The sequence below is a fragment of the Jatrophihabitans sp. genome, assembly GCA_036399055.1.
Taxonomy (GTDB): Bacteria; Actinomycetota; Actinomycetes; order Mycobacteriales; family Jatrophihabitantaceae; genus Jatrophihabitans_A.
Map to the genome: position 1 here is coordinate 1 of DASWNX010000026.1, position 25287 is coordinate 25287.

At 71.1% G+C, this 25287-nt stretch carries 25 protein-coding genes, 1 other RNA gene and 1 riboswitch; of the genes, 11 read left to right on the forward strand and 15 right to left on the reverse strand.

The window, feature by feature from the left end:
• Window positions 1–1381, forward strand: a 1381-nt coding sequence (locus VGB75_09650; GenBank protein HEY0167296.1) for a glycosyltransferase family 39 protein, incomplete at its 5' end; no start/stop codon positions are given.
• A 73-nt stretch (window positions 1382–1454) separates the two neighbouring features.
• On the opposite strand, the gene VGB75_09655 is transcribed toward VGB75_09650, so the two are convergent.
• Window positions 1455–2123 carry a class I SAM-dependent methyltransferase gene (locus tag VGB75_09655; protein ID HEY0167297.1) on the reverse strand — a complete coding sequence of 223 codons (669 nt, stop codon included), beginning with the start codon at window positions 2121–2123 and terminating at the stop codon, window positions 1455–1457.
• Between the two features lie 289 nt (window positions 2124–2412).
• Between VGB75_09655 and leuA the strand changes: the two genes are divergently transcribed.
• Complete coding sequence (gene leuA, locus VGB75_09660) at window positions 2413–4185, forward strand: 2-isopropylmalate synthase (GenBank protein ID HEY0167298.1); 1773 nt, start codon at window positions 2413–2415, stop codon at window positions 4183–4185.
• 234 nt (window positions 4186–4419) lie between these two features.
• On the opposite strand, the gene VGB75_09665 is transcribed toward leuA, so the two are convergent.
• The 9 genes from VGB75_09665 to allB all read right to left on the reverse strand — a co-directional run bounded on the left by VGB75_09665 (window position 4420) and on the right by allB (window position 14262).
• The gene (locus VGB75_09665; protein ID HEY0167299.1) at window positions 4420–5697 is read right to left on the reverse strand and encodes a S8 family serine peptidase; all 1278 of its coding nucleotides are present in this window, start codon (window positions 5695–5697) and stop codon (window positions 4420–4422) included.
• Window positions 5694–6704, reverse strand: coding sequence for a hypothetical protein (locus VGB75_09670; GenBank protein HEY0167300.1), 1011 nt, complete (start codon window positions 6702–6704; stop codon window positions 5694–5696). The genes VGB75_09665 and VGB75_09670 overlap by 4 nt, the downstream gene beginning before the upstream one ends.
• A gap of 117 nt (window positions 6705–6821) precedes the next feature.
• Window positions 6822–7418, reverse strand: coding sequence for a recombination mediator RecR (recR, locus tag VGB75_09675; protein HEY0167301.1), 597 nt, complete (start codon window positions 7416–7418; stop codon window positions 6822–6824).
• The gene (locus VGB75_09680) at window positions 7418–7807 is read right to left on the reverse strand and encodes a YbaB/EbfC family nucleoid-associated protein (GenBank protein HEY0167302.1); all 390 of its coding nucleotides are present in this window, start codon (window positions 7805–7807) and stop codon (window positions 7418–7420) included. Before VGB75_09680 ends, recR begins: the two co-directional genes overlap by 1 nt.
• A gap of 15 nt (window positions 7808–7822) precedes the next feature.
• The gene (locus VGB75_09685; GenBank protein ID HEY0167303.1) at window positions 7823–8344 is read right to left on the reverse strand and encodes a low molecular weight protein-tyrosine-phosphatase; all 522 of its coding nucleotides are present in this window, start codon (window positions 8342–8344) and stop codon (window positions 7823–7825) included.
• A gap of 21 nt (window positions 8345–8365) precedes the next feature.
• Entirely contained in the window at window positions 8366–10594 is a 2229-nt protein-coding gene (locus VGB75_09690) for a DNA polymerase III subunit gamma and tau (GenBank protein HEY0167304.1), read from the reverse strand.
• Window positions 10595–10646: 52 nt separating this feature from the next.
• Window positions 10647–11834 (reverse strand): aldolase/citrate lyase family protein, encoded by a 1188-nt coding sequence (locus VGB75_09695; protein ID HEY0167305.1) that lies wholly within the window; start codon window positions 11832–11834, stop codon window positions 10647–10649.
• Between the two features lie 8 nt (window positions 11835–11842).
• A complete protein-coding gene (gene alc, locus VGB75_09700; GenBank protein ID HEY0167306.1) occupies window positions 11843–12886 on the reverse strand; it encodes an allantoicase in 1044 nt (347 codons plus the stop codon).
• On the reverse strand, window positions 12883–14262 hold the full coding sequence (allB, locus tag VGB75_09705) for an allantoinase AllB (protein HEY0167307.1): 1380 nt from the start codon (window positions 14260–14262) through the stop codon (window positions 12883–12885). The genes alc and allB overlap by 4 nt, the downstream gene beginning before the upstream one ends.
• A 91-nt stretch (window positions 14263–14353) precedes the next feature.
• Here allB and uraD point away from each other — a divergent pair, with 91 nt between their 5' ends.
• Window positions 14354–14872 carry a 2-oxo-4-hydroxy-4-carboxy-5-ureidoimidazoline decarboxylase gene (uraD, locus tag VGB75_09710; GenBank protein ID HEY0167308.1) on the forward strand — a complete coding sequence of 173 codons (519 nt, stop codon included), beginning with the start codon at window positions 14354–14356 and terminating at the stop codon, window positions 14870–14872.
• Between the two features lie 335 nt (window positions 14873–15207).
• Here uraD and VGB75_09715 read toward each other — a convergent pair whose 3' ends face one another.
• A complete protein-coding gene (locus VGB75_09715; GenBank protein HEY0167309.1) occupies window positions 15208–15681 on the reverse strand; it encodes a hypothetical protein in 474 nt (157 codons plus the stop codon).
• Between the two features lie 524 nt (window positions 15682–16205).
• Between VGB75_09715 and uraH the strand changes: the two genes are divergently transcribed.
• The 6 genes from uraH (at window position 16206) to VGB75_09745 (ending at window position 22397) form a co-directional block, all read left to right on the forward strand.
• Window positions 16206–16526 carry a hydroxyisourate hydrolase gene (gene uraH / locus VGB75_09720; GenBank protein ID HEY0167310.1) on the forward strand — a complete coding sequence of 107 codons (321 nt, stop codon included), beginning with the start codon at window positions 16206–16208 and terminating at the stop codon, window positions 16524–16526.
• Window positions 16526–17383, forward strand: a complete 858-nt coding sequence (pucL, locus tag VGB75_09725) for a urate oxidase (protein ID HEY0167311.1) — start codon at window positions 16526–16528, stop codon at window positions 17381–17383. The genes uraH and pucL overlap by 1 nt, the downstream gene beginning before the upstream one ends.
• Window positions 17384–17462: 79 nt before the next feature.
• Complete coding sequence (locus VGB75_09730) at window positions 17463–18332, forward strand: FAD binding domain-containing protein (GenBank protein HEY0167312.1); 870 nt, start codon at window positions 17463–17465, stop codon at window positions 18330–18332.
• Window positions 18323–18805 (forward strand): (2Fe-2S)-binding protein, encoded by a 483-nt coding sequence (locus tag VGB75_09735; protein ID HEY0167313.1) that lies wholly within the window; start codon window positions 18323–18325, stop codon window positions 18803–18805. Before VGB75_09730 ends, VGB75_09735 begins: the two co-directional genes overlap by 10 nt.
• Window positions 18802–20151 carry an 8-oxoguanine deaminase gene (locus VGB75_09740; GenBank protein HEY0167314.1) on the forward strand — a complete coding sequence of 450 codons (1350 nt, stop codon included), beginning with the start codon at window positions 18802–18804 and terminating at the stop codon, window positions 20149–20151. Before VGB75_09735 ends, VGB75_09740 begins: the two co-directional genes overlap by 4 nt.
• Entirely contained in the window at window positions 20148–22397 is a 2250-nt protein-coding gene (locus tag VGB75_09745; protein HEY0167315.1) for a molybdopterin cofactor-binding domain-containing protein, read from the forward strand. Before VGB75_09740 ends, VGB75_09745 begins: the two co-directional genes overlap by 4 nt.
• A gap of 39 nt (window positions 22398–22436) precedes the next feature.
• On the opposite strand, the gene VGB75_09750 is transcribed toward VGB75_09745, so the two are convergent.
• The 4 genes from VGB75_09750 to ffs all read right to left on the reverse strand — a co-directional run bounded on the left by VGB75_09750 (window position 22437) and on the right by ffs (window position 23968).
• The gene (locus VGB75_09750) at window positions 22437–22694 is read right to left on the reverse strand and encodes a Txe/YoeB family addiction module toxin (protein ID HEY0167316.1); all 258 of its coding nucleotides are present in this window, start codon (window positions 22692–22694) and stop codon (window positions 22437–22439) included.
• On the reverse strand, window positions 22691–22936 hold the full coding sequence (locus VGB75_09755; GenBank protein HEY0167317.1) for a type II toxin-antitoxin system prevent-host-death family antitoxin: 246 nt from the start codon (window positions 22934–22936) through the stop codon (window positions 22691–22693). Before VGB75_09755 ends, VGB75_09750 begins: the two co-directional genes overlap by 4 nt.
• Window positions 22937–23028: 92 nt before the next feature.
• Window positions 23029–23784, reverse strand: a complete 756-nt coding sequence (locus tag VGB75_09760) for a 3-oxoacyl-ACP reductase (GenBank protein ID HEY0167318.1) — start codon at window positions 23782–23784, stop codon at window positions 23029–23031.
• 87 nt (window positions 23785–23871) lie between these two features.
• An RNA gene (gene ffs / locus VGB75_09765) (signal recognition particle sRNA small type) lies at window positions 23872–23968 on the reverse strand.
• Window positions 23969–24089: 121 nt separating this feature from the next.
• Window positions 24090–24157, forward strand: a riboswitch (guanidine-III (ykkC-III) riboswitch).
• Window positions 24158–24167: 10 nt separating this feature from the next.
• Here ffs and VGB75_09770 point away from each other — a divergent pair.
• Together VGB75_09770 and VGB75_09775 are read left to right on the forward strand one after the other, a co-directional pair.
• Window positions 24168–24482, forward strand: a complete 315-nt coding sequence (locus VGB75_09770) for an SMR family transporter (GenBank protein ID HEY0167319.1) — start codon at window positions 24168–24170, stop codon at window positions 24480–24482.
• A gap of 168 nt (window positions 24483–24650) precedes the next feature.
• On the forward strand, window positions 24651–25226 hold the full coding sequence (locus tag VGB75_09775) for a hypothetical protein (GenBank protein HEY0167320.1): 576 nt from the start codon (window positions 24651–24653) through the stop codon (window positions 25224–25226).
• The last annotated feature ends 61 nt before the right edge of the window (window positions 25227–25287 follow it).

Here is a 25287-nt window from a genome sequence, read left to right on the forward strand (position 1 = left end):
CCCGCTGCGCCACTACGCCTTCGACTACTGGCTGCCGCTGCCGTCCCAGCTGATCGCCCTGGTCCTTCGCTATCGGCCGGGCCTGCCCGCAGCGCTTGAGCTCAACGTCGCGCTGGTCGTGCTGATGTGCGCCGGCGCCTATGCCCTGGCCCGGTCGCTGAGCGACGTGCCATGGGCGCCGGCGGTCAGCGCGGCGGCGGCGCTGGTGCAGCCGGTGGTGTCGGCCTACGCCATGCAGGCCGAGAGCGCGGTCTACCTGGGGGCGTTCGCATTGCCGGCGATGGCGGCCGCCGTCTACGCCCGCCGCCGGACCGCGCTGTGGGCGGTGGCCGGCGCCCTGGCCGGCCTGGCCGCGATGTCGCGCAGCGAGGGCCTGCTGCTGTGTCTCGTGCTCGGCGTGGCCGCGCTGCTGTGGCGCGAGCACAGCCGCTGGCACGTGCGGTCGGGACTGCTGCTGGCCGGCTACCTGGCGGTGTCGGCGCCCTACTTGCTGACCAACCTCTCCCGCTTCGGCACGCCGATCCCACCGGCCTCGGCGTCGTTTCCTTTCATCAGCTACTACGAGGACCTGTTCGCCCCGCGGATCCAGCGCTCGCCGGCCGCGCTGTTCGACGGCGGCCTGGGCCGGTTCTTCCAGATCCGCGGCCACCTGATCGACCTGCAGCTCGAGGCGGCGTTCGCGGCGATGTCGCCGATCGTCTCGGTGCTGGTGCTGCTGTTGATCGGCAGCATGGCGCTGCGCAGGCTCGACCGGCAGCCCGCGCGGCTGGGCCTGCTGTCGATGCTGCGTTCGGACCGGCTGGTGCCGGTCGGGTTCCTGGTCGTGGTCTTCCTCTTCGACGCCCTGGTCGTGCCGGCGGTCGCCGAAGGCGGCGCCATCGTCAAGGTGATGATCACTGGCGTGCCGATCCTGCTGGTGCTGGCGGTCGTCCAACTCAGCCGGTTGCGGCTGAACCCGGCCCTGACGGCGCTCTGCTGCATCACGCTGATCGGTTACCCGCTGACCTCGGTGGCCCACCACTCCCGAGCCACCATCAAGCACAACAACGACATCGGCCGGGCGGCCGCCGCGCTGGCCGCGCCGCTGCGAGCCGAAGCCGGCTGCCTCGGCCGTCCGGTGGTGTTGATGACCCGGCAGCCGTGGGAGGTCAACCAGGCCACCGGCGTCGCCACCGTCGCGCTGCCCACGGGGTCACTCGCCGAGATCCTCGAAGTCGCCCAGCGCTACGGCGTGACCGACATCGACAATCCGGCGGTCAGGCTGGACGCCCCGACCATGGCCAGGGCGCTGGCCGCGAACGGCCCGCTCGTCCGGTCAGCGGCCTTCGGCAGCCGCAAGATCTACCGGGTCAAGGCAGCCGCCGGCAGCGCGCGCTGCTGAGCGCCGCCCGGCCACCGATGCCCTCAGCCGCGTGGCTGTGGGGCTGCGCAGCCGCGGTGCTGCGTGGCTGCGACTAGTCCTGCTTCGGGGTCACCACCATGAACGCCTGCGCGCCCAGCACCCGCCAGGCCAGCGGCACCCGCAGGTAGAGCTTGACCAGGGCCGGCCCGTTCGGCAGCCGGCTCTTGGTCGTGTAGGGCAGGAACCGCGGGATGTTCTTGACCACGTCGTACCCGGTGGCCGCGAACGCCTCGAGGAGAGCGCGGTCATCGACCGGCGTGATGTGGTCGAAGAACTGCCAGTAGTCCCGCGCGCAGTAGCGGACGTTGGGCTGCAGCACCAGCAGCCGGCCACCGGGGCGCAGCACCCGGCGCACCTCGACCAGCGTCGCCAGGATCACCTCGCGCGAGACGTGCTCGAAGAAGTTGCTGATGAAGACCACGTCGATCGACTGCTCGGCGATGTCGACCATGTCATCGGAGCGCAGCACGTGCGTCTGGACGCCGCTGGCGGCCCGGACCTTGACGTCGGGATTCAGGTCGACCGCGATCCGGCGGCCGGCCTTGATGTTGTTGATGAACTCACAGTGCCCGGCAGCCAGGTCGAGCACGACCGCGTCGGCCGGCACCCACTGCTGGAAGAAGTGCTTGCACAGCACGTCCCAGGTCTCCTGGCGCTGCTCTGACTCCTTGTCGAACCGGTTTCGGTAGAGCGCTTTAAGCCCGTTTGACTCGAGTTCCACAGGTAATCGGCCGTCTTTCGGATCGGAATTTCGCAAGCGGAGGCGAGAAGCCGGGCACCGAAATCAACGGCGCCCACGCCCAGCAGAATAACAGCGCGGCCAGGTACGCTGGGTTCACCATGCGCGCGCTGCTCCTGCTTTGCGGCCGCGACGAGGCACTGGGACGTTAGGCCGGCGCAGCTGAGGCTGCGGGCCACGTCCAGTCGGCCCCCTCGTCGCGGGGCGAAGTGCTGTGCCGACGTCTCCACCGATTCGCACACACTTTCCCGCGCCCTTCAGGAGTTCTGTCATGCACCCGCCTGTCTCCGCTGCCGCTCGCCGCAGCGCCCAACGACCCACGACCATGCCGACGCACCGCTACCGGCCCTTTCCCGCCGTCGACCTGCCGGACCGGCAGTGGCCCTCGGCCACCCTGACCCGCACGCCTCGCTGGCTGTCCACCGATCTGCGTGACGGCAACCAGGCGCTGATCGACCCGATGAACACCGCCCGCAAGCGAGCCATGTTCGACCTGCTGGTGCGGCTTGGCTACAAGGAGATCGAGGTCGGGTTCCCGGCTGCCAGCCAGACCGACTTTGACTTCGTCCGCGAGCTCATCGATTCCCGGCGGGTGCCCGACGACGTCACCATCTCGGTGCTCACCCAGGCCCGCGACGAGCTGATCGAGCGAACCGTCCAGTCACTGGTCGGCGCCCACCGGGCCACCGTGCACCTGTACAACGCCGCCGCCCCGGTGTTCCGCGAGGTGGTCTTCGGCTTTGAGGGCGACGGTCGCGAGCAGTGCACCGCGATCGCCGTGGACGGCACCCGGTCGGTGATGAAGCACGCCGAGCACTACCTGCAGTCCGGGTCTGGGCCCACCGAGTTCGGCTACGAGTACTCCCCCGAGATCTTCATGGACACCGAGCTGGACTACGCGCTGGAGATCTGCACGCACGTGATGGACGTCTGGCAGCCCGAGACCGGCCGTGAGATCGTGCTGAACCTGCCGTGCACGGTCGAGCGCTCCACCCCCAACGTCTACGCCGACCAGGTCGAGTGGATGAGCCGCAACCTGCCGCGCCGGGAGCACGTGGCGCTGTCGGTGCACACCCACAACGACCGCGGCACCGCGGTGGCCGACGCCGAGCTGGCGATGCTCGCCGGCGCCGATCGGATCGAGGGTTGCCTGTTCGGCAACGGCGAACGCTCAGGAAACGTCGACCTGGTCACGCTCGGGCTCAACCTCTACAGCCAGGGCATCGATCCCGAGATCGACTTCTCCGACATCGACGAGATCCGCCGGACCGCCGAGTACTGCAACCGGATCGCGGTGCACGAGCGGCACCCCTACGCCGGCGACCTGGTCTACACCTCGTTCTCCGGCTCGCACCAGGACGCGATCAAGAAGGGCTTCGACGCTCTGGAGCGAGCCGCGGACGCGGCCGGCAAGCCGGTCGGCCAGATGCCGTGGGCCATTCCGTACCTGCCGATCGACCCCAAGGACGTCGGGCGCTCCTATGAGGCGGTGATCCGCGTCAACAGCCAGTCCGGCAAGGGCGGCGTCGCCTACATCATGAAGAGCGAGCACAACCTGGACCTGCCGCGCCGGCTGCAGATCGAGTTCAGCCAGGTCATCCAGCAGGTGGCCGAGGGTGAGGGCGGCGAGGTCGACGCCGAGACGATGTGGTCGGTCTTCGAGTCCGAGTACCTGTGCCGGGCGGACGCGGCGTTCGTGTTGAAGTCCTTCACCACCTCCTCCGAGGAGGGCGTGGCCCGGGTGCGCGCGGTGGTCAACGCCTTCGGTCGCGACTGGCCGGTCTCGGGCGTGGGCAACGGGCCCATCGCCGCGTTCTGCAGCGCGATCTCCGAGCAAGACATGGGTCTGGGCGGGATCGGCGTCCGGGTGCTGGACTACTCCGAGCACGCGCTGTCCTCGGGCGGGGACGCCGAGGCGGCCGCCTACCTGGAGATCGAAGTCGGCGATGAGGTGCTGTGGGGCGTCGGGATCAGCGAGTCCATCGTCGGCGCCTCGCTGCGCGCGGTGATGAGCGCGGTGAACCGGATCGCCCGAACCCGGTGACTACTCGGACAAACCCGCCGGCACGTCAGCGCAATGCTGGCACTGCGGGGTTGCACTCGGCAGTGACAGCGAGTAACTGTAGAGACACGAGGCGTTTCCGACCGTTCAACAAGCAGCGGGGTGCCTAAACAGCCAGGCCTCGGAGACGTCCTCGATGTGGACCGGCCGCAGGAAACGGCCGCCGTCTCGGCTGCGGCTTGCCGGTCTGCCGAGCCGGCATCGCGGAGCCGCCCGTCACGCGCTCAGCGCAGCGGTGGCTCGCCGCCGTCGCCTGCGCCTAACGGCGGCTATCAGCAGGACGAGCGACAGGACACCGGACACCGCCGATCCGGCCGCCGGCAGGTAGACGCTCGGGCCCAGCTCCGCCGGCCGTGCGCCGATCCGGTACTCGCCCAGCGCCGCGTCCGGCCGGCTGGCGACCGCCACTGGGCTGGGCGGCGTCGCGCGGGCCCGCCTCAGCGCGAGCAGTGGCGCGGCGGCGTCCAGCACCGGGTTCGGACCGGTCGTGACCGCAGGGCCGGCGGCGATGGCGGCAGCCGGGTTGATCACGCCGAACCCGTACTGCGTGTCACGCCCCTTCGGCCCGCGGTCGGTGACGGTGGCCAGCAGCCGGCTCAGGATCTGGCGAGCGCTCTCGCGCGGGTGCTTGGACCAGATGAGGGCCAGCGCCGCCGAGGTCAGCGCGGTGGCGTGCGAGGTGCCGCTCTCGGCGAATGCGGAGCCCGGCTCGCGGGTCAGCGTCGCGATGTCTCTGCCCGGCGCCGTCACGCCCAGGTAGCGATGGCGGGAAGAGAAGTCGGTGACGGCCAGCTGGGCGTTCACCGCGCCCACCGAGAGCACGCCGAGGCAGACGCCGGGCTCCTCCACCGGGCTGCCGGAGTCGGCTGAGTTGCCCGACGCGGCCACCACCAGCGCGCCCTTGCCGAGCGCGTGCAGCACCGCGTCCTGGATGTCTTGCGGGCACGGCGTGGAGTGCCGGGCCTCAAAGCGCGGACCGCCCAGGCTCATGCTGATGATCTGCGCGCCATGGTCGGCGGCGGACCTGATCGCCTTGGAGGTGCTGTCCTCGGGTGGCTCGCCCCGCCGGATCACGTTCACCAGCGGCACTGCGACCGGCAGGATCTTCACCGCCGGCGCCAGTCCCTCGATGCCCGCGAAGCCCCTGCTGGCCGCGATCAGCGAGGCCATCGCGGTGCCGTGGGAGAACTCGGAGCGGTCATAGTCGGTGCGGCCGTCGCTGCCGTTGCCGATGAAGTCAGCGCCGGGCAGCACCTTGCCGCGCAGCTCGGGGATGTCGGCCTGCACGCCGGAGTCGATCACCGCGACCGTGATCCCCCGGCCGTCCGCGCCCGCGGCCCACAGCGAATGGACGTCCCAGGAGTCGAACCACCATTGCGGGGCGACTGACGGGCCCGGGGCGGCCGCTGCCGGCGCCGGCAGCGTCAGCACAGCCGCCGCCGTCAGCGCCGCCGTCAGCACCGCCGTCAGCGCTGCCCCGGGCCGCCGCCTCACGATGGGTTCCAGAACGCCTGGGCGGGACGGTCCAGAGCGATCCGCGCGCTGAGGGCGACGGTGACCTTGCCGCGCCGCTGAACCACCTGGTTCTCGAAGTCCCAGACCTTCCAGCTGCCCTGCACCGGCACTTCCGCGCGGACGCTGATCACGCCGGAGTCCGACTGCCCCAACGCGATCCGGGGGTTGACGGCGGCGATCGGCGGCGCGCTGCCGCGCAGCGAGCCGGGCACCGGCCGGTCTGACCCCGGCGCCGGGCACAACGGGTCGTTCGAGCCTGAGGTCAGGCAGTCAGCCAGCAACCGGTCGACCGCCCGCTCGACCTGCGCGCGCAGCGCCGATGACATCGACACCCTCACCCTGGCCAGGAGCGGCGGATCGGCCAGCCGGAGGACCGGTTGATCGGCGGCGCCGGCGGCCAAGCCGTCAGAGAGCACCTGCAACGCCGGCGGGTCAGCGGCCAGGGGCAGCGCGCCCGGAAAGAGCGCGACAGCCGCTGCGGGCAGCCTGCGGCCGGCCAGCCGCAGCCGGTCAGCGCCCGGCGCGCCGGCGGTGACGCGCACGGTGCTGGTCACCCTGCTCAGCCACCAGGACGAGCCGCGCCGCACCAGCCGCGCCGTGTCGGTGACCGATCGAGGCCCAGAGCCGAACAGCAGCCGGTAGCGCACCTCGACGGTGGCCGTGGCGCCGGCCCGGCTGGCGGGCAGCACCGAGATGTCGGCGAGCGGGGCGGCCTGCAGTTGCTGCCGCAGCACCACGCTGGTCAGCCACTGCCCGCGCGGTGGGGACGCGGCGTAGGCCAGCGCGGCCGGCGCGTCCCCGTCGGCCAGAGCCTGGAAGTAGCCGCGGGCGACTGCCTCGGGGCCCGACCGCGCGGCGTGCCGGTCGGCCGCCGACAGGCCCAGGCCGACTCCCAGCACAGCCGAGAGCAGCGCGGCCAGCGCCAACCGCCAGCTGCGAGAACGACGCCGGGCGGCAGCCGGTGGAGCGGGGGCGTGCTCAGGCAACGGCAGCGGATGCAGGTGACGGACCGGCCAGGCCGGCGGCGGAGCGGACGGATGCGAGCCCGGGACCGGCCACCGGGGCGGCTCCCCTGCCACACCCCTGCGCTCGGGGCTCATCGCTTACTCGACAGCCCGCCGGCCGGAGAAAGCCCGCCCGAGGGTCACCTCATCGGCGTACTCAAGGTCACCGCCCACCGGAAGGCCGCTGGCCAGCCTGCTCACGGTGACGCCCATCGGTTTGATCAGCCGGGCGAGGTAGGTGGCGGTCGCCTCGCCCTCGAGGTTCGGGTCGGTGGCCAGGATCAACTCGGTGACCGTGCCGTCGGACAGCCGCTGCAACAGCTCACGCACCCGCAAGTCGTCCGGGCCGATGCCGTCGATCGGGCTGATCGCGCCGCCCAGCACGTGATAGCGGCCCCGGAACTCCCGGGTCCGCTCCACCGCGATGACGTCCTTGGGCTCCTCGACCACGCAGATCACGGTGGGGTCCCGGCGTGGATCGCGGCAGATCCGGCACTCGTCGGAGTTGGTGACGTTTCCGCAGACCCGGCAGAACTTCACCTCGGCCTTGACCCGGCGCAGGATCGCGGCCAGCCGGTCGACGTCCACCGACTCGGCGGCCAACAGGTGGAAGGCGATCCGCTGCGCGCTCTTGGGACCGATGCCGGGCAGCCGGCCGAGCTCGTCGATCAGATCCTGGACCGCGCCCTCGTACATCACAGGCCGGGGATGCCCAGCCCGCCGAGGCCGCCCACGCCACCGGTCAGCGGGCCGAGCTTGTCGGCCGCGAGCGCGCCGGCCCGCCGGGTGGCGTCCCGAACAGCGGCGACCACCAGATCCTGCAAGGTCTCGACGTCGTCCGGATCGACCGCCTTCGGGTCGATGGTGACCGCCAACAGCTCGCCGCTGCCGCTCACCTTGGCGCTGACCAGGCCGCCGCCGGCGGAGCCGTCCACCTCGGTGTCGGCCAACTCGGCCTGAGCGTCGGCAAGCTGCTGCTGCATCTTCTGCGCCTGCTTCATCAGCTGCTGCATGTTGGGCTGGCCACCTGGTCGCACGTCGATCTCTTCTCTGGGAGTACTCGAGCCGAACACCGGTGCTCTCACCGATTCGCCGCAAGCCTAACGCTCGGCACTGTCAGTTCCGCCGCCATCGAGCCGGTCGCCCAGCAGTCGCGCCAAGCCGGCGCAGGCCGCCTCGATCTGCGTCAGCGCGGCCTCGTACTCTCCCTCGTCGCCGTAGTAGGGGTCAGGCACGTCCAGCTCGCCGGCGGCGACCGCGGCCGGGTCAAAGCTGCGCAGCAGGCTGACCGAACCCGCCGCGTCAGCCGGGTCGGCGGTCAGCCGGGCCAGCTGGGCCAGCCGTGCCAGGTGGCCGGCGTCCAGCGCGATCACCAGGTCCCGGCCGGCGAAGTCCGCGGCCAGAAACTGCCTCGCGACGTGCGACGGCGCCGGGTAGCCGCGTCGGGACAGCGCCTGTCGAGCCCGCGGGTCCATGTCCTTGCCGGCGTTCCAGGGGGCGGTGCCGGCGCTGTCGATGACCACCTGGTCAGCGTGTCCGGCCTCGGCCAGCCGGGCTCGCAACACCACCTCGGCGGTGGGCGATCGGCAGATGTTGCCGGTGCAGACGAAGCAGATCCTCAAGGGTGTGCCGACCCCTGGCGGTCAGGGAGCATCGATCGGACGCGCGCCCAGGCTGGTCTGCAACAGCTCGAGGGCGGCAGCCTCGGCGTCGCCGCCGGCACGCCGCGAGCCGTGCACCTCGTCGGACTCCTCGTCCACGCCGTCGTCGTCGACAGCCGGTGGCTGCGTCTGGGCAGCCGCCTCTGAAGGCGCGGCAGGAGCGGCAGGAGCCGTGCGCGCCGGACGGCCGGCACGCTCGGGCCGGGTTCGCGGCGCCGGCTCGGGCGCCTGCTCGCTTCCGGCCGCAGGCTCCTCCGAAGCCCGGGCGCTGGCGCCGTTGACAGACTCGCCAGGAGAAGGCGCGCCATTGGAAGGCGCCGCCGAAGTGATCACGAGCTGCCAGTGGCCGAAGACCACCGACTGCAGAACCTCCCGCAGGACAGACAGGTTGCTCTCGTCAGCGATGCGACGGGCCAGCCCCGCCGGCGCGAGCAGGGTGACCACCTCGCCCTCGACGGAGGCGATCACCACCTCGTTCATCATCGCCCACTTGACCCTGCTCCGGTCCCGCAGCGCGGTCAGCACCTCCGGCCACAGCTGCCGTAACGCGTTGGAGTCCGGTGCCGCGTCTTGCACGGCCGGCTCGGCCACCACGGCGAGAACCGGCTCGGGCGCGGCCGGCTCGCTCGCGACCGCGCCCTGTTCTATCCCGGCAGTCGTACTGGGGACGGGCTGCTCGATTGACTGCTCAGGCACGGGGGCGGACTGCTCAGGTGCGGGAGCGGACTGCGCGGGCGCTGTCTGCGCGGGCGCGGACTGCTCGGGAGCTGACTGCTTAGGCGCGGGCTGCTCGGGCGCTGACTGGTCAAGCGCGGGAGCTGACGGCGCTGGCGCGGGCGCGGGAGCTGACGGCGCCCGCTCGGGCGCTGACTGCTCAAGCGCAGGAGCTGACGGCGCTGGCGCGGGCGCGGGAGCTGACGGCGCCGCCCTCGGCCCCGCTCGCGGTGGCTCGGCCTTACCTAGCTCGGCGTTCGGCGGCTGCTGGGCGGCTGACGCACGCGCGAGCGCAGGCGCCGCTGCCGGCTCGGCCTTGGCGGCGGACGGAACCGCCATCCCCTGCCGCCGCTCCAGCCGTTCCAGCCGCTGCAGCAACGCCGCCGAGTCCGAGGAGGCGTCGGGCAGCAGCATCCGGGCTGACAGCAGCTCGAGCATCAGCCTGGGCGAGGTGGTGCCCCGCATGTCGGTCAACGTGGTGTGGGTGATGTCGGCGAACCTGACCAGGGTGGCCACCCCGATCCGGCGGGACTGGTCGGTCATCCGCAGCGCCTGGTCACCGGCGTAGTCGATGAGGCCCTTGTCCACCGCGTCGGGCACCGCGTCCAGCACGATCAGGTCCCGAAAGCGGTCCAGCAGGTCGGCTGCGAACCGGCGCGGGTCGTGGCCGGCCTCGACCACCCGGTCGATGGTGGCGTACACCCCGGCCGCGTCGCCGACGGCCAGCGAGTCGGTCATGTCATCGAGCAGCGCGGAGTCGGTGACGCCGAGCAACCCGACCGCCCGGGCGTAGGTCACGCCCTCGGCGCCGGCCCCGGACAGCAGCTGGTCCAGCACCGACAGCGCGTCCCGGGCCGAGCCCGCGCCGGCCCGCACCACCAGCGGGAACACCGTCGGCTCGACGGTCACCTGCTCGAACTGGCAGATCCGTTCCAGATGCGCCCGCAGCACCGACGGCGGGATCAGCCGGAACGGGTAGTGGTGGGTGCGCGAGCGGATCGTCTGCAGCACCTTGTCCGGCTCGGTGGTGGCGAAGATGAAGACCAGGAAATCCGGCGGCTCCTCGACCAGCTTCAGCAGCGCGTTGAAGCCCTGGTTGGTGACCATGTGCGCTTCGTCGATGATGTAGACCTTGTAGCGGTCGCGCACCGGCGCGTAGTAGGCCCGCTCCCGCAGGTCACGGGCGTCCTCGACGCCGCCATGGCTGGCCGCGTCGATCTCGATCACGTCGATCGAGCCCGGGCCGTTGGGCGCGAGCTCCACGCAGGACGAGCACACCCCGCACGGGGTCGGCGTCGGGCCCTGCTCGCAGTTCAGCGACCGGGCCAGGATCCGGGCGCTGGAGGTCTTGCCACAGCCCCGGGGGCCTGAGAACAGGTACGCGTGATTGATCCGGCCGGCCGTCAACGCCTGGATCAGCGGTGCCGTCACATGCTCCTGGCCGATCACCTCGGAGAAGTCGGCCGAGCGGTACTTTCGATACAACGCCAATGCCACCGGGCAACCCTACCGTCAGCCCTGGGCCGCCGAAGCCGCCTCGGCGCCGAGATCAGGAGGGTTGGGCTATCGCCCCGCAGGCCACGCCGCGGGCCAGGTAGTCCGTCAACGCCCGGACGGTGGCCGGCTCGTCGGCGATGCCGGTCTCCAGCCTGGCCGAGTAGGCGGCCAGCCGGGCCTGGGCGGCGGCCTGGCCGTCGGTGAAGAACCGGAAGGTCGCGGCGTACCGGCTCGCCAGCTGGGCCGGGTGCAGGTCCCAGCCCTGGTAGAAGCCGCGTTCCAGCGAGCGCCGCACGAGGTCGGCGTGCAGTTGCCAGGCTTGGCGCACCGCGGCGGTGTCGCCCACCGGCAGGACGTTGGTGGAGCCGTCGGACACCGCGATGCCGGTCTCGGCGGCCGCCACCTGCAGCACCGCCTTGGCATGGTCAGCCGCTGGGTGCGCCATCGACTGGAAGGCCGCGGCGATGCCCAGCGAGGCGCTGTAGTCATAGGCGCCGTAATGCAGCCCGGCGCAGCGGCCGGCCGCCGCCGTGATCATCGGCGCCACCAGCGCCACGCCCTCCGAGCCGAGGATGGCCTGCGGCGTCTCGATCTGGATCTCGAACCGCAGCTGCCCGTCAGCCAGGCCGAACCGCGACTCCAACGCCGCGCAGCACTGCGCCATCGCCTGCACCTGTCGCACCGAGCTGACCTTGGGCAGGGTGATCCGGAAGCCGGCCGGCAGCGCCGCCCGCGACAGCACCGTGTCCAGGAACAGGGTCAGGGTGCTCAGACCGCGACGGCGGACCGCCGGCTCCAAGGACTTCATCCGCAGGCCGGTGAACGGCGGCGCGGCCCCTGCGCTGATCAGTTCGGCCAGGGCCGCGGCCGCCGAGACCGCGGCGGCGTCCTCCACCTCGTCCGGGCGGATCCCGTAGCCGTCCTCGAAGTCGATCCGCAGGTCCTCGACCGGCTCACGGGCGAGCTTGGCCCGGACCTTGAGGTGCTCGGCCTCGTCGAAGCCGGGCACCGGGCCGTGCTCGTCCAGGGCGCGCAGCGCGGCCTCGCCCCAGTGCCGGGGGGTCTCGGCTGAGAACCGGTCAGCCGGCACGTAGGCGGTGTGCACCGGTTGCCGGTCAGCCGACGGTCCCGGGTAGCGCCGAGCCCGCTCGGCGTCGTCGTCGGCCAGCAGCGCGTCCAGCCGGCCGGCCAGCTCGGCCGCCAGTTCCGGCGCGGGTCTGGGATCTGATCCCGAGCTCATCGCCGGCCTCAGTCGAACAGCTCGTCGGCGACGATGCCGGCGGCGACCTCGTCCGGCAGCAGTGCCAGCCACCGGCGCCCGAGTTCGGCGCGGGCCTGGCCGCTGAGCTCTCCGACCACCCGCAGCCGCGAGACGCCGCCGTCGGGATAGACGTCCAGGCGCACCCGGCGCACCGGGGTGGAGGAGCCGATCTTGAACCGGTGCTCGGTGTCGGGGCTCAACCGGGTGCGCGGCAGCAGCTGCTCGCCGGTCTCGGCGTCGCTGAGCATCGCCGCGCCGGGGGCGTTGCCGACGAAGCGGGAGGTGTCGATCACGACGTGGTGCAACTGCCCGGCGCCGGCCAGCTCGACCTCGATCCAGTCGTTGCCGTCGTCGCGGCGGCGGGCGTTCTCCCAGCCGTCGGACATCACGCTCGAACGGCCGGGAGCCAGCACGTTGGACGGCGCGGAGTAGAACCGGTCGCTGCAGCCGGTGATCCGGCCGCCGTTGAGGGTGGCTGCCAGGTCGACCCGCCCGCCCAGGAACCGCGGATCGCCGAGCGGATCGCCGTGCACCCGGAACCGGGCCACCCCGCCGTCGGGATAGATCCGCAGCCGGACGTGGCTGCTCAGCTGCTCGGCGAAGATCGCGAAGCCGTTCTCGGTGTCGCCGGCCAGCTCGGACTTGGCCAGCAGCGGCGTCCAGGCCGCCGCCCGCAGCTGCTCGGCCGAGGGGTAGCCGAGCATGGCGACGGCCTCGACCGAGGCGTAGGGCGGGAAGTTGCCGGTGAAGTGGCTGGTGTCGATCAGCACCCCCCGGACGACGCCGGGCGTGGCCAACCGCAGGATCACCTCGTCTGGCGCGGCCAGGCCATCGCGCCGGCGCCTGGTCTCCCAGCCGTCATAGACCTTGCCCCGGGCGTCGAAGGCGGCCGGGTCGTGCCGGGCCGGGCCGGGGTTGATTAGGTTGTGCGCGCTGGCGAAGAAGTCGTCGTTGGCCCAGACCACCGCGCCGCCCAGCACCCGGTTGGCCAGGTCGGCCAGGGTGCGGAACTCGACTGTCTGGCCGCTCACCGGGACTCCGAGCGGCGTAGCAGCCGGCCCCGCGGGAGGCGCCCGTCGATCCGCTCGCCGGCCAGCCAGGTTTCTCTCACCACGCCGCGCAGCCTAGCCCCGGCGTAGGGCGTCATCGGGTTGCGATGCCGCAACCGGGCGGGGTCCACCGTGAAGCTCTGCTCCGGGGCGAAGACGGCGAAGTCGGCGTCGTAGCCGGCCGCGATCGCGCCCTTGCCGGCCAGGCCCGCCAACCGCGCCGGAGCGGCCGCCATCCAGCCGACCAGCTCGCCGAGGGTGTGGCCCCGGCTGCTGGCCTGCGTCCAGGTCACCGGCAGCGCGAGCTGGAGCGAGGCGATGCCACCCCAGGCCGCGGCGAAGTCGCCGGTGTCCCGGCGCTTGAGCTCAGCGGTGCACGGCGAGTGGTCTGACACCACGCAGTCGATCAGGCCGTCGGACAGGGCCTGCCACAGCTGCTCCCGATTGGCCTGCTCCCTGATCGGAGGGCAGCACTTGAACTCGGTCGCGCCGTCGGGCACCTGCTCGGCGGCCAGGCTCAGGTAGTGCGGGCAGGTCTCCACCGTGACCGGCAGCCCCTCGCCGCGGGCGGCGGCGATCAGCGGCAGCGCCGCGGCGCTGGACAGGTGCACCAGGTGCGCCCGGCAGCCGGTCTGGCGCACCGCGTCCAGAAACCAGCTGATGGCCTGGGTCTCGGCATCCGGCGGCCGGGACGCCACGAAGGACCGGTAACTGCGCCCGGCCGGTTGGGGCGCCGCCGCGATCACCGCCGGGTCCTCGGCGTGGGCGATCAGCAGGCCGTCGAAGGCGGCGATCCGCCTCATCGCCGCGATCACCCCGGCTCGGTCCAGCGGCGGGAACTCCTCGACACCGGAGTCGAGCAGGAAGCACTTGAAACCGGCCACCCCGGCCCTGTGAAGATCGTGAAGCTCGTGCAGGTCGTCTCCGCCGGCGGTCTCGGCGCAGTTGGCCGGCACGGCGCCGCCCCAGAAGGCCACGTCCACGTGCACCCTGCCCTCGGCAGCCCGCTGCTTGACCCGCAGCGCCGCCAGGTCGACCGTCGGCGGGATGCTGTTGAGCGGCATGTCGACCACCGTGGTGATCCCGCCGGCCGCCGCCGCGGCGGTGGCCGAGGCGAAGCCCTCCCACTCGGTCCGGCCGGGCTCGTTGATGTGCACGTGCGAGTCCACCAGCCCCGGCAGCAGGACGCAGTCCTCGGCGATCACCACCTCGGTGACCGCTGAGCCGTCCGGGCCGGCGCCGGCCGGGGCGTCGAAGCTGTCGACCGAGGTGATCCGGCCGCCGCTGATTCGCACCGCGCCGGACCGCTCGCCCTCGGCGGTGATCATCCGGCGGGCGCGCAGCAGCAGATCGGTCATCGGCCCATCCCAACACGTCCGCGCCCTTTTCGCCGGGGTCGCGCTAGGTTTGGTGCCCAGGCGGGTGAGGTTGGGTTAGGGGTGGTGCGAGGTGGACCCTGCGCAGATCGGCCCGATCGCGGTGGCCGAGCTCGACGCGGCGCCGGCCGCCGACGCCGCCGCGGAGCTGATGCCCTGTTGCGCCAGCAAGCGGTGGGTCTCAGGCCTGGTCAGCGGCCGCCCGTACGCCCGGCTGGACCGGCTCACCGCCGCCTCGGACGCGCTGCTGGCCAGGCTGGACTGGTCCGAGCTGGAGTCCGCGCTGGCCGGCCATCCCCGGATCGGCGAGCGCGCCGCCTCCGACGGCCGGGCCGACGGCTGGTCCCGTCAGGAGCAGGCCGGCGCCGCCCGCGCCGGTGACCGGGTGCGCCAGGAGCTGGCCGAGGCCAACCGCGCCTACGAGCAGCGCTTCGGCCACGTCTTTCTCATCTGCGCCACCGGCCTGTCGGCCGAGACGATGCTGGGCGCGTTGCGCTCCCGGCTGCGCAACGACCCGGTCGCCGAGCGCGAGGTGGTGCGCGCAGAGCTGGCCAAGATCGTCCGGCTGCGGCTGGCGAAGGCGTTTCGCTGAGCGCGCCTGATGCAGCCGCATGAGTGGAGTTTGCCAAGTTCCACATACTTGCCATAAGCAGCATTAGGAGTCATAGGCCGTTGTGCAACCAGTCTCAGTCACGGATTCCTGCCTGACGACTGCCCAACGGCTAAGCTCCCACCGCTACGCCGTGGAATACAGCCCAGCGACGGCTACATCAACGTTTACGACTCAGCGATCATGCCGGGTCACGTAGATTGATGGATCGGGGTAACCGCATGCTAACCCGCAAACGAAGAACCCAAAAGAGTCAGAGGGTAAACTGACAATTTATGTCGGGGCCAGCTAGGGGTGAGTTGTTCCTTTACCCGCTTCTACGGATTCTTGAGCTGTTCTTCATACTCATTGATCTGACACTGCTTCTCTTCCTGCGAGCTAGCTGCATACGGTACAACCGCAAGTGGGTGTGAATAGTACAGCTCGGCAGTCTTGGAACGTATGTCGGCGCAATCTAGACTGGCTGGGCTCTGCCGGGTCGCTAGGTATACAGGAATCAAAGCTGCAATGAGAGCTACGGCTAACGCTGTAGCGGCAGGGACGACCAAGCTGGCAAGCTTCCACTGATCTTCATTGATGCTTGACTCAAGATCCACCGGTTTTACAACATCGGGACTAGGCTGCTGGGCTTGACCAGTATTATCGCCTAGGCCAGGCAGCGGTTCTTGCTGTGACGGCCGGCGTTCGAGACCGTTACGCATGACATCGTCGTAGACCTCTATTGCCAATTCCGGAATGCCGTCGCCAAAGTCCGTCACTGTGACGTTAGATTCAACGAAGTCACCTGGCACGTAAATTCGCTGTTCTCCGACGTATCTCAGAAACCGTGACGGCCAGGGCCGACGTAGCGCAACCCAATATAGATATGCGTATATGGGCGCGAGCGTGGACACCACATTTAAGCTAGTCATCCACGGGCCAACTGGCGTATGGATAGACTTAATCAGACCAGCAATGCCGAATATCGAATCAATTATTGCGATCACGACGATAAGATGCCGGTATCGGTAGGCGACCAATATAACAGTACGCGCTGCCTTAATCCACCTCCGCGGCGGTGTGCGTATCGCCCGTCGCATTCCTGACCTCCCTTTTGATTCGAAGGCACAACGCTAGCGCACGTCATGCTCCGTCTCACCTAAGCTGCCGCTCTCAGCACCCAGGCGAGATGGGCAGCAGAGCCGAGCGCCAACCAAATCGCATATTGTCGTCCACGGGCTCTCACCTGCTCTTGATCAGGCACCAAACCGCAGCACTGGATACTGCAGACTGGTGTGACACCGGCCGAGCGAGCCAGCGAGCAAAGGAGCGCATCATGAGTCTGTCCACTCACGTGCTGGACGCTGTGCTCGGCCGGCCGGCGCACGGCGTCCCGGTGCGGCTGGAACAGCGCGCGGAGTCGGGGTGGACGGCGATGGCAGAGCGGGTCACCGGCGCCGACGGCCGGATCGCTGACCTGTCGCCGGGGCTGGCGGCCGGGCACTACCGGCTGGTGTTCGACACCGAGAGCTACCTCGGCCCGCAGGCCTTCTACCCCGAGGTGGTCATCACCTTCCGCGTCGAAGGCGCCGGCCAGCACTACCACGTCCCATTGCTGCTGAGCCCGTTCGCCTACTCGACCTACCGCGGCAGCTGATGGCCGTCCTGGGCGAGAACCGTTACGGCAAGGCCGAGGTGCGGGTGGTGCGCATCGACCGCGGCCGGCGCCCGCACGCCATCTCCGACTTCAACGTCTCGATCAGCCTGTCCGGTGACATGGAAGAGGTGCACCTGTCGGGCGCCAACGATCAGGTGCTGCCGACCGACACCCAGAAGAACACCGTCTACGCCCTGGCCCAGAAGCTCGGCGGCGTCGAGCCCGAGGTGTTCGCCCTGGCGCTGGCGCGGCATTTCGTCGAAGGCCGGCCCGCCATCACGCGCGCCCAGGTGCAGGTGGACAGCTACGGCTGGAGCCCGGTCGGGCCGCACTCGCTGGTCCGCTCCGGCGGCGAGGTCAGGACCGTGACGGTGGTGCACGACGAGCAGTCAGGCAGCTGGGTGCTCGGCGGCCTGCGCGAGCTCACCCTGCTCAACACCACCGGCTCGGAGTTCTGGGGCTTCGCCAAGGATTCCTACACCACGCTGGCCGAGACCACCGACCGGATGCTGGCCACCAGCGTCGAGGCCCGGTGGCGGTTCCGCGGCGCCGACTGCGACTGGGCGGCGGCGCACGAGCGCGCCCGGCAGGCGCTGATCCAGGCCTTCGTCGACACCCACAGCTACTCGCTGCAGCAGAGCCTGTTCGCGATGGGCTCGCGGGTGTTGGCCGAGGCGCCCGAGGTCTGCGAGGTCAGGCTGGCGTTGCCGAACAAGCACCACTTCCTCGTCGACCTCAGCCCGTTCGGCCTGCCCAATGACCAGGAGGTGTACCTGGCCGCGGACCGGCCCTACGGCCTGATCGAGGGCCAGGTGCTGGCCGAGGACGCGCCGGAGGCAGGGCCGGTCTGGTCCTGACACGCGCTTGGGTCGGCCGCATAAGCGTTCCGCGGTGACCGGAACGCGGCTATCGTCGCTGAAAGAGAGGGGGTGGCCGGTGGATTTCCTTCGACCGGAGTCCTGGGCCGACGCCCTGGCGGCCAAGGCCGAGCTGCCCGCCGCCGCGCCGCTGGCCGGCGGCACCGACCTCATGGTCGAGATCAACTTCGACCGCCGCCGCCCCGAGGCGCTGCTGGACCTCAACCCGATCGCCGAGCTCGCGGACTGGTCCGTCGACGGCGACCACCTGGTGCTGGGCGCCACGCTGCCTTACGCCCGGGTGATCGCCGAGCTGGGCGACCGGCTGCCCGGGCTGGCGATGGCCAGCCGGACGATCGGCTCACCGCAGATCCGCAACCGCGGCTCCATCGGCGGCAACCTGGGCTCTGCCTCACCGGCCGGTGACAGCCACCCGGTGCTGCTGGCGCTCAACGCAGTGGTCGAGGTGGCCTCGGCCCGCGGCAGCCGGCTCATCGGAGTCGATGAGTTCTACCTCGCGCCCAAGCGCTCGGCGCTGGCCCCGGACGAGCTGATCCGCAGCGTCCGCATCCCCTCCGGCGCCGGACCGTGCCAGTTCGCCAAGGTGGGCACTCGCAACGCCATGGTGATCGCGGTCTGCTCGTTCGCGGTGGCCCTGCACCCGCAGACTCAGTCGGTGCGCACCGGCATCGGCTCGGCAGGCCCGACCCCCCTGCGCGCCCCCGCGGCCGAGGCGTTCCTGGCCGGCGAGCTGGCCTCGGCCGGCGGCTGGGAGTCCCGGGCCGAGCTGGGCCCGGACGTGGCGAGCCGGTTCGGCGAGCTGGTGGCCCAGGCCGCCGTTCCGATCGACGACGTCCGGGGCACTGCCCGCTACCGGCGGCAGGCGCTGGCCGTGCTGGCTCGCCGGACCCTGGGCTGGGCCTGGCAGGAGTACCGCGCATGCGCCTGAACACGACGGTGAACGGCGAGGCCCGTCAGGTCGACGACGTCTGGGAGGGCGAGAGCCTGCTCTACGTGCTGCGCGAGCGCATGGGCCTGCCCGGCAGCAAGAACGCCTGCGAGCAGGGTGAGTGCGGCTCGTGCACGGTCTACCTGGACGGCGTGACGGTGTGCGCCTGCCTGGTGGCCGCCGGCCAGGCCGAGGGCCGCGACGTCCGGACCGTCGAGGGGCTGGCCACCGGCGGCGCCGAGCTTGACCCGGTGCAGCAGGCCTTTATCGACGCCGGGGCGGTGCAGTGCGGTTTCTGCACCCCCGGCCTGATCGTGGCCACCCACGACCTGCTGGCCCGCCGGCCCAACCCTGAGGTCGCCGAGATCCGGGAGGCGCTGGCCGGCAACCTGTGCCGGTGCACCGGCTACCAGCAGATCATCGAGGCGGTGCAGGCGGCAGCGGCCGCGCGGTCGGCGGCGGGCCCGCGATGATCGTGCTGGAAGGCGGTCACCTGGCCACCGTCGACGCCCTGGACACCGAGTACCCGCAGGGGCACCTGGTGATCGACGGCAGCGTCATCGTCGCGGTCGGCCCGGGGCCGGCGCCGGCTGAGCTGCGGGCCGGCGCCCAACTGCTCGACGCCACCGGCTGCCTGATCACCCCGGGGCTGGTGAACACCCACCACCACCTGTACCAGTGGCTGACCCGTGGCCTCGGCCAGGACAGCACGCTGTTCGGCTGGCTCAGCGAGCTGTACCCGGTGTGGGCCCGGATCGACGCCGACGCCGTGCACGCCGCAGCCTCGGCGAACCTGGGCTGGCTGGCGCTGTCAGGGTGCAGCACCAGCTCCGACCACCATTACGTCTTTCCCAAGGCCGGCGGCGACCTGCTGGAAGCGACCATCAGCGCCGCCCTGGAGATCGGGGTGCGATTCCAGGCCTGCCGTGGCTCGATGGACCTGGGCCAGTCCGCCGGCGGGTTGCCGCCTGACTCCGTGGTGGAGGACCGCGAGGCGATCCTGATCGCCACCGAAGCCGCCATCGACCGGTGGCACGACCCCGCAGCCGGGGCGATGACCCGGATCTCGGTGGCCCCGTGCTCGCCGTTCTCGGTCACCGCCGAGCTGATGCGCGACGCCGCCGAGCTGGCCCGGGGCAAGGGCGTCCGGCTGCACACCCACCTCGCCGAGACTTCTGACGAGGACGAGTTCTGCCAGCAAACCTATGGCAGGACTCCGGCGGAGTACCTGGCCGACCTGGGCTGGCTGGGCCCGGACGTCTGGCTGGCGCACTGCGTCCACCTGTCGGACTCCGCGATCGCCAGCTTCGCCGAGACGGGCACCTCGGTGGCGCACTGCCCGACCTCCAACGGCCGGCTGGGAGCCGGCAGCGCCCGGGTCCAGGACCTGATCAGGGCCGGCGTCCCGGTCGGGCTGGGGGTGGACGGCGCGGCCTCGAACGAAGCGGGCCGGCTGGTGGACGAGCTGCGCTCGGCGATGACGGTGGCCCGGTTGCGCGGCGGGCCGCAGTCCCTGAGCGCCCGCCAGACGCTGCGGTTGGCGACCATCGGCGGCGCCCAGTGCCTGGGCCGCGACGCCGAGGTGGGCTCGCTGGAGCCGGGCAAGCTCGCCGATGTCGCGGTCTGGCGGCTGGACGGTCTGGGCCAGGCCGGCTGCGTCGACCCCGTGTTCGCCTGGGCGTTCTCCTCCTCGACGCCGCTGAAGCTGCTGCTGGTCAACGGCCGCGGGGTGGTGGCCGAGGACATGCTGCTGACCTCTGACGTCGGGCGGCTGGCGCGCGAGGCCAGCGCCGCCAGCGCCCGGGTGCTCCAGCGATGAGCACCGGCGCCCGAACCACCACCGAGACCGCTGTCGGCTCCGCGGTCGCCGACGGCATCGGCGCCAGCCCGGTGCGCCCGGACGCCAACCTCAAGGTCCGGGGCGAGTTCGCCTACTCCTCGGACATGTGGCACGACGACATGCTCTGGGGCGCCACCCTGCGCAGCCCGCATCCGCGCGCCCGGATCACCTCGATCGACCTGACCGAGGCGCTGAAGACCGTCGGCGTGCACGCGGTGCTCACCGCCTCCGACGTCCCCGGGTTGAACCGGTACGGCCTGGAGATCGCCGACCAGCCGGTGCTCGCCGAGCGGGAGGTCCGCTACCAGGGCGAGCCGGTGGCGCTCGTGGCCGCCGACCATCCCGAGATCGCGCGGCAGGCGTGCAAGAAGATCGCAGTCGAGTACGAGGTGCTGGAGCCGATCGTCGACGCGGTGGCCGCCAGCACGCCCGGTTCGCCGCTGGTGCACGAGACTCCTGTCGCCGGGCACGCCATCGTGGGCAATGTGCTGCGCTCGGTGCACATAGAACGCGGCTCGGCGGAGGTCAGCGCCGAGGTGGTGGTGACCGGTGAGTACCAGGTGGGCATGCAGGACCAGGCCTTTCTCGGGCCGGAGTCGGGGTTGGCGGTGCCGGCCGAGGACGGCGGGATCGACCTCTACATCGCCACCCAGTGGTTGCACGCCGACCAGAGCCAGGTGGCCACCGCGCTCGGACTGCCCACCGCCAAGGTGCGTTTCACCCTCGCCGGCGTGGGCGGCGCCTTCGGTGGCCGCGAGGACGTCTCGATGCAGATCCACGCCTGCCTGCTGGCGTTGCGCACCGGCCGGCCGATCAAGATGGTCTACAGCCGCGAGGAGTCCTTCTACGGCCACGTGCACCGGCACCCGGCGCTGCTGCGCTACGAGCACGGCGCCGACTCCTCCGGCCGGCTGGTCTACGCCCGGGCCCAGATCGTCCTCGACGGCGGCGCCTACGCCTCGTCCTCGACCGCCGTGGCCGGCAACGCGGCGACACTGGGCTTCGGCCCGTACGACATCCCCAACGTCACCATGGACTGCCTGGTGACCTACACCAACAACCCGCCGTGCGGGGCGATGCGCGGCTTCGGCGCCGTTCAGGCTTGTTTCGCCTACGAGTCCCAGATGGACAAGCTGGCCCAGGCCTGCGGGTTGTCACCGGTCGAGCTGCGGCTGCGCAACGCGATGAGCGAGGGGTCGACGATGCCCACCGGGCAGCTGGTGGACTCGGCGGCGCCGGTGGCCGAGCTGCTGTGCCGGGTCCGTGACGCCCCGATGCCGGACGCCGCGCAAGCCGGGCCGCGCGACGTGCGCGAGCTGCCGGGCGGGGTGTCCAACACCACCCATGGCGAGGGTGTGGTGCGCGGCGTCGGCTATGCCGTCGGCATCAAGAACGTCGGTTTCTCCGAGGGGTTCGACGATTACTCCACGGCCCGGGTGCGGCTGGAGCTGATCGGCGACACCCCCGTCGCCTCGGTGCACACCGCCGCCGCCGAGGTGGGCCAGGGCCTGGTCACGGTGCTGCAGCAGATCGTGCGCACCGAGCTGGGAGTCACCCAGGTGACGGTGCTGCCGGCCGACACCAGCATCGGCTCGGCCGGCTCCACGTCGGCCTCGCGGCAGTCCTACGTCACCGGCGGCGCGGTGCAGGCCGCCTGCCAGGCGGTGCTGGCCAGGCTGGCCGAGCGCGGCGGCAGGCTGGGCGACGAGCCGATCGATGAGACGGTGCAGTGGCGGCACCGGCCGACCACCGTGATCGACCCGCTGACCGGACAGGGCGCCGCGCACGTGCAGTTCGCCTTCGCCGCGCACCGGGCGGTGGTCGACGTCGACGTCGAGCTCGGACTGATCAAGGTGGTGCAGATCAGCACCGCCCAAGACGTCGGCAAGGCGCTGAACCCGCAGGCGGTGCTGGGCCAGATCCACGGCGGCACCGCCCAGGGCCTGGGGCTGGCGGTGATGGAGGAGATCCAGCTGCACGAGGGAAAACTGCGCAATCCCTCGTTCACCGACTACCTGCTGCCCACCATCCTGGACATGCCGCCGATGCAGGTGGACGTGCTGGAGCTGGCCGACCCGCACGCGCCCTACGGCCTGCGCGGCGTGGGCGAGCCGCCGACCATCTCATCGACGCCGGCCATCGTGGCCGCGATCCGGGACGCGACCGGGCTGGCCTTGACCCGGGTGCCGGTGCGTCCGGAGCACCTGACCGACCCCGCTATCTGAAGCCGCCCGACCAGTTCGGGCACGGCCAGGGCGGGGAGATCAGGAGTAGTGGTAGCGCGCCTGCAGCACCACGACGTCCTCGCCATCGACGAGATACACCAATCGGTGCTCGTCGCTGATGCGGCGCGACCAGCTGCCGGCCAGGGCATGACGGAGCTGCTCGGGTTTTCCGATACCGGTGAAGGGGTCGCGCAGCACGTCCTCGATAAGTCGATTGATGCGCTTGAGCGTGTTCCGGTCAGCGGTCTGCCAGTATTTGTAGTCCTCCCAGCCGTGGGAGGTGAACACCAGTCTCACTGGTCCAACACACGCTCCTGGCGATCGCCATCAGTCGCCTGCTGCAGGCTCTCAAGCAGGCGGCGAGCGTTGGCGGGTGAGCGGAGCAGGTGCGCGGTCTCCTCCAGCGCGTCATAGTCCGCCCGCGACATCAGCACGGCGTCACCGCGCCGCGAGGTGATCTCAACCGGCGTGCGGTCATCGTTCACCTGCTCGATGAGTGGAAACAGGTTCTTGCGCGCTTCGCTCGCGGTTATCGACATGGAGGCCTCCAAGTGGTACCAAATATTGTACCACCGCTCTAAGAGCCGCCGCTTCGCGTGACGAGCTGGTAATCCGAGACGCAGTGGACCCGCTAGATCGGCGGGAGGTAGGCGCCGGAGATCCCGCCGTCCACCAGGAACTGCGAGGCGGTGATGAAGCTGGACTCGTCCGAGGCCAGGAACAGCGCCGCCGAGGCGATCTCCTGCGGCTCGGCGAGCCGGCCCATCGGGATGCGCGCCAGCTCGCGCTCGGCGCCGTCGGGGTCTGAGTCGATGAGCTCCTGCGCCAGCGGCGTGCTGACCGGCCCGGGGCACAGCGCGTTGACCCGGATCCCGTCTCGGGCGAACTGGACGCCGAGCTCGCGCGTCATCGCCAGCACCCCGCCCTTGGCGGCGGTGTAGGAGATCTGCGAGGCAGCCGAGCCCATCACCGCCGCGAGCGAGGCGGTGTTGATGATCGAGCCGCGTTTCTGCTCCAGCATGTAGGGCAGCGCCGCCTTGCAGCACAGGTAGACCGAGGTCAGGTTCGCCTCGTGCACCCGCCGCCAGGCGTCGAGGTCGGTGTCCAGGATCGACTGGTCGTCCAGCGGCATGATCTCGGCGTTGTTGAAGACGATGTCGACGCTGCCGTAGGTGTCGAAGGCAGTTTGGAACAGCGCCTGCACCTGATCGGCGTCGGTCACGTCGACGGCGACGAAGGTGGCCTCGAGCTCCTCGGCGAGCGGGGCGCCGGCCTCGGCGTTGACGTCGGCGATCACCACCTTGGCGCCCTCGTCGAGGAACTTCTTCACCGCCGCGAGGCCCACACCGCTGCAGCCGCCGGTGATCACCGCGACTCTGCCCTGCAAGCGTGTTCCCACTGTCGGCCTTTCGGGTTCTGCCGCGCAGTCACCGGCTCGGCCGGGAGCCGGGGCTGGGGCGAACGGGGGCGGCGCGGAAAGGACCCCCCGCGTACCCGCCAGAGCCTGCTTATCCTTGCTGCCTTCCGGCCCTGGGGAGGTTCACAGGATGAGCGCCACGCGAGGGGTCTGGCGCAAGTGTATCGCCGCCGGATCAGCGCCCGCACAGCCGGCCGGGAACCCGGGCGGGCGCCGGGCCGACGGGCCCTACTCCGGCGGCGTTGCCTCCGGCTTGGCAGATGTGACACCTTTGAAGGGAGCTTCCGCCACGGAGCTTCCGGACGATGGGCGCCGTACCCGGCACGCGACAAGACGGCCCGCAGGAGGCTGTGGTGTCGTGGATCGTTCTCGTTGTGTCCGGCGTGCTCGAAGCGGTGTGGGCGACCGCCCTCGGCAAGTCGCAGGGGCTCAGCCGGCTTGCTCCGTCGGTCGTGTTCTTCACCGCTCTGACCGCGAGCATGGCCGGGCTGGCCTACGCGATGCGCGCGCTGCCCGTCGGCACTTCCTACGGCGTGTGGGTAGGAGTCGGCGCCGTCCTCACGGTGGCCTACGCGATGACGACCGGCGCGGAATCGGCCTCGGCGCAGAAGATGCTGTTCGTGGCCATGATCGTCGGCGGCGTGATCGGGCTCAAGGTCAGCCACTAGCGTCTCGACTGGCTCCAGGGCCCGCGGCGTTATAGCTTTGCCCGAAACGCGTGGATGCCGGCTGGTTGGGCCGCCGCGTGGCGAAGTCTCAGGACTGCCTGAAGTCTCACGACTGCCTGAAGTCTCACGACTGCCTGAAACACGACTGCCCCAAGGAGTTCCCCCCGCATGCTGCTTGATCGGCGGTCGGCGCTGGCCGGCGTCCTGCTCACCCTCGCTCTGGCCGGCTGCGGCGGCAGCTCGAACAGCGGCTCCGCGCAGGAGCACCCGAACTCGCCAGCCGCGACCACCAGCCCCTCGGCGCCGACCAGCCCCTCGGCGCCGGCCGGCGCCTCGACCGCTTCGGCCGGCCCGTCGACCGTCGCCAGCCCCCCGGCCGCCAGCACCCCGGCCGCCATCGCCCCCACGCTGACTCGACCCCCGGCGAGCCCGATCGACATCGGGGCCAGCCTCTGCGGCGGCGCCGACGTCGCGCAGAACGCCGCCGACGCCTACATGGGCGCGCTGAGCGCCGGAGACGCCCAGCAGGCGATGGCCTGCGTGCTGCCGCGCACGGTGCCGGCCGCGACCACCCGCAGCCTGCTGGCCCATGGCTCGACGACCGCGGTCTACCTGCCGCGCGAAAGCGTGAACGGCCTCTCCGTCTTCGGCTACCGAGGCAACGGCAAGCTGATCGACGTCACCGTCGTCAAACAGCCCAACGGCGACTTCTGGGTCACCAAGGTCGCCGTCGGCAACGGCTGATCGCGCACTGCCGATGCGACCCGGGGCTTGCCGGTTGCGCAAGGCTGATGCGCGTGTTGTG

Coding starts and splice junctions, on each gene's coding strand:
- VGB75_09695 (HEY0167305.1), bottom strand. CDS start 11,834: ATGAGCTCGGGATCAGATCCCAGACCCGCGCCGGAACTGGCGGCCGAG.
- VGB75_09775 (HEY0167320.1), top strand. CDS start 24,651: ATGCTGCTTGATCGGCGGTCGGCGCTGGCCGGCGTCCTGCTCACCCTC.
- pucL (HEY0167311.1), top strand. CDS start 16,526: ATGGCCGTCCTGGGCGAGAACCGTTACGGCAAGGCCGAGGTGCGGGTG.
- VGB75_09745 (HEY0167315.1), top strand. CDS start 20,148: ATGAGCACCGGCGCCCGAACCACCACCGAGACCGCTGTCGGCTCCGCG.
- VGB75_09755 (HEY0167317.1), bottom strand. CDS start 22,936: ATGTCGATAACCGCGAGCGAAGCGCGCAAGAACCTGTTTCCACTCATC.
- leuA (HEY0167298.1), top strand. CDS start 2,413: ATGCACCCGCCTGTCTCCGCTGCCGCTCGCCGCAGCGCCCAACGACCC.
- recR (HEY0167301.1), bottom strand. CDS start 7,418: ATGTACGAGGGCGCGGTCCAGGATCTGATCGACGAGCTCGGCCGGCTG.
- uraH (HEY0167310.1), top strand. CDS start 16,206: ATGAGTCTGTCCACTCACGTGCTGGACGCTGTGCTCGGCCGGCCGGCG.
- allB (HEY0167307.1), bottom strand. CDS start 14,262: ATGACCGATCTGCTGCTGCGCGCCCGCCGGATGATCACCGCCGAGGGC.
- VGB75_09740 (HEY0167314.1), top strand. CDS start 18,802: ATGATCGTGCTGGAAGGCGGTCACCTGGCCACCGTCGACGCCCTGGAC.
- VGB75_09735 (HEY0167313.1), top strand. CDS start 18,323: ATGCGCCTGAACACGACGGTGAACGGCGAGGCCCGTCAGGTCGACGAC.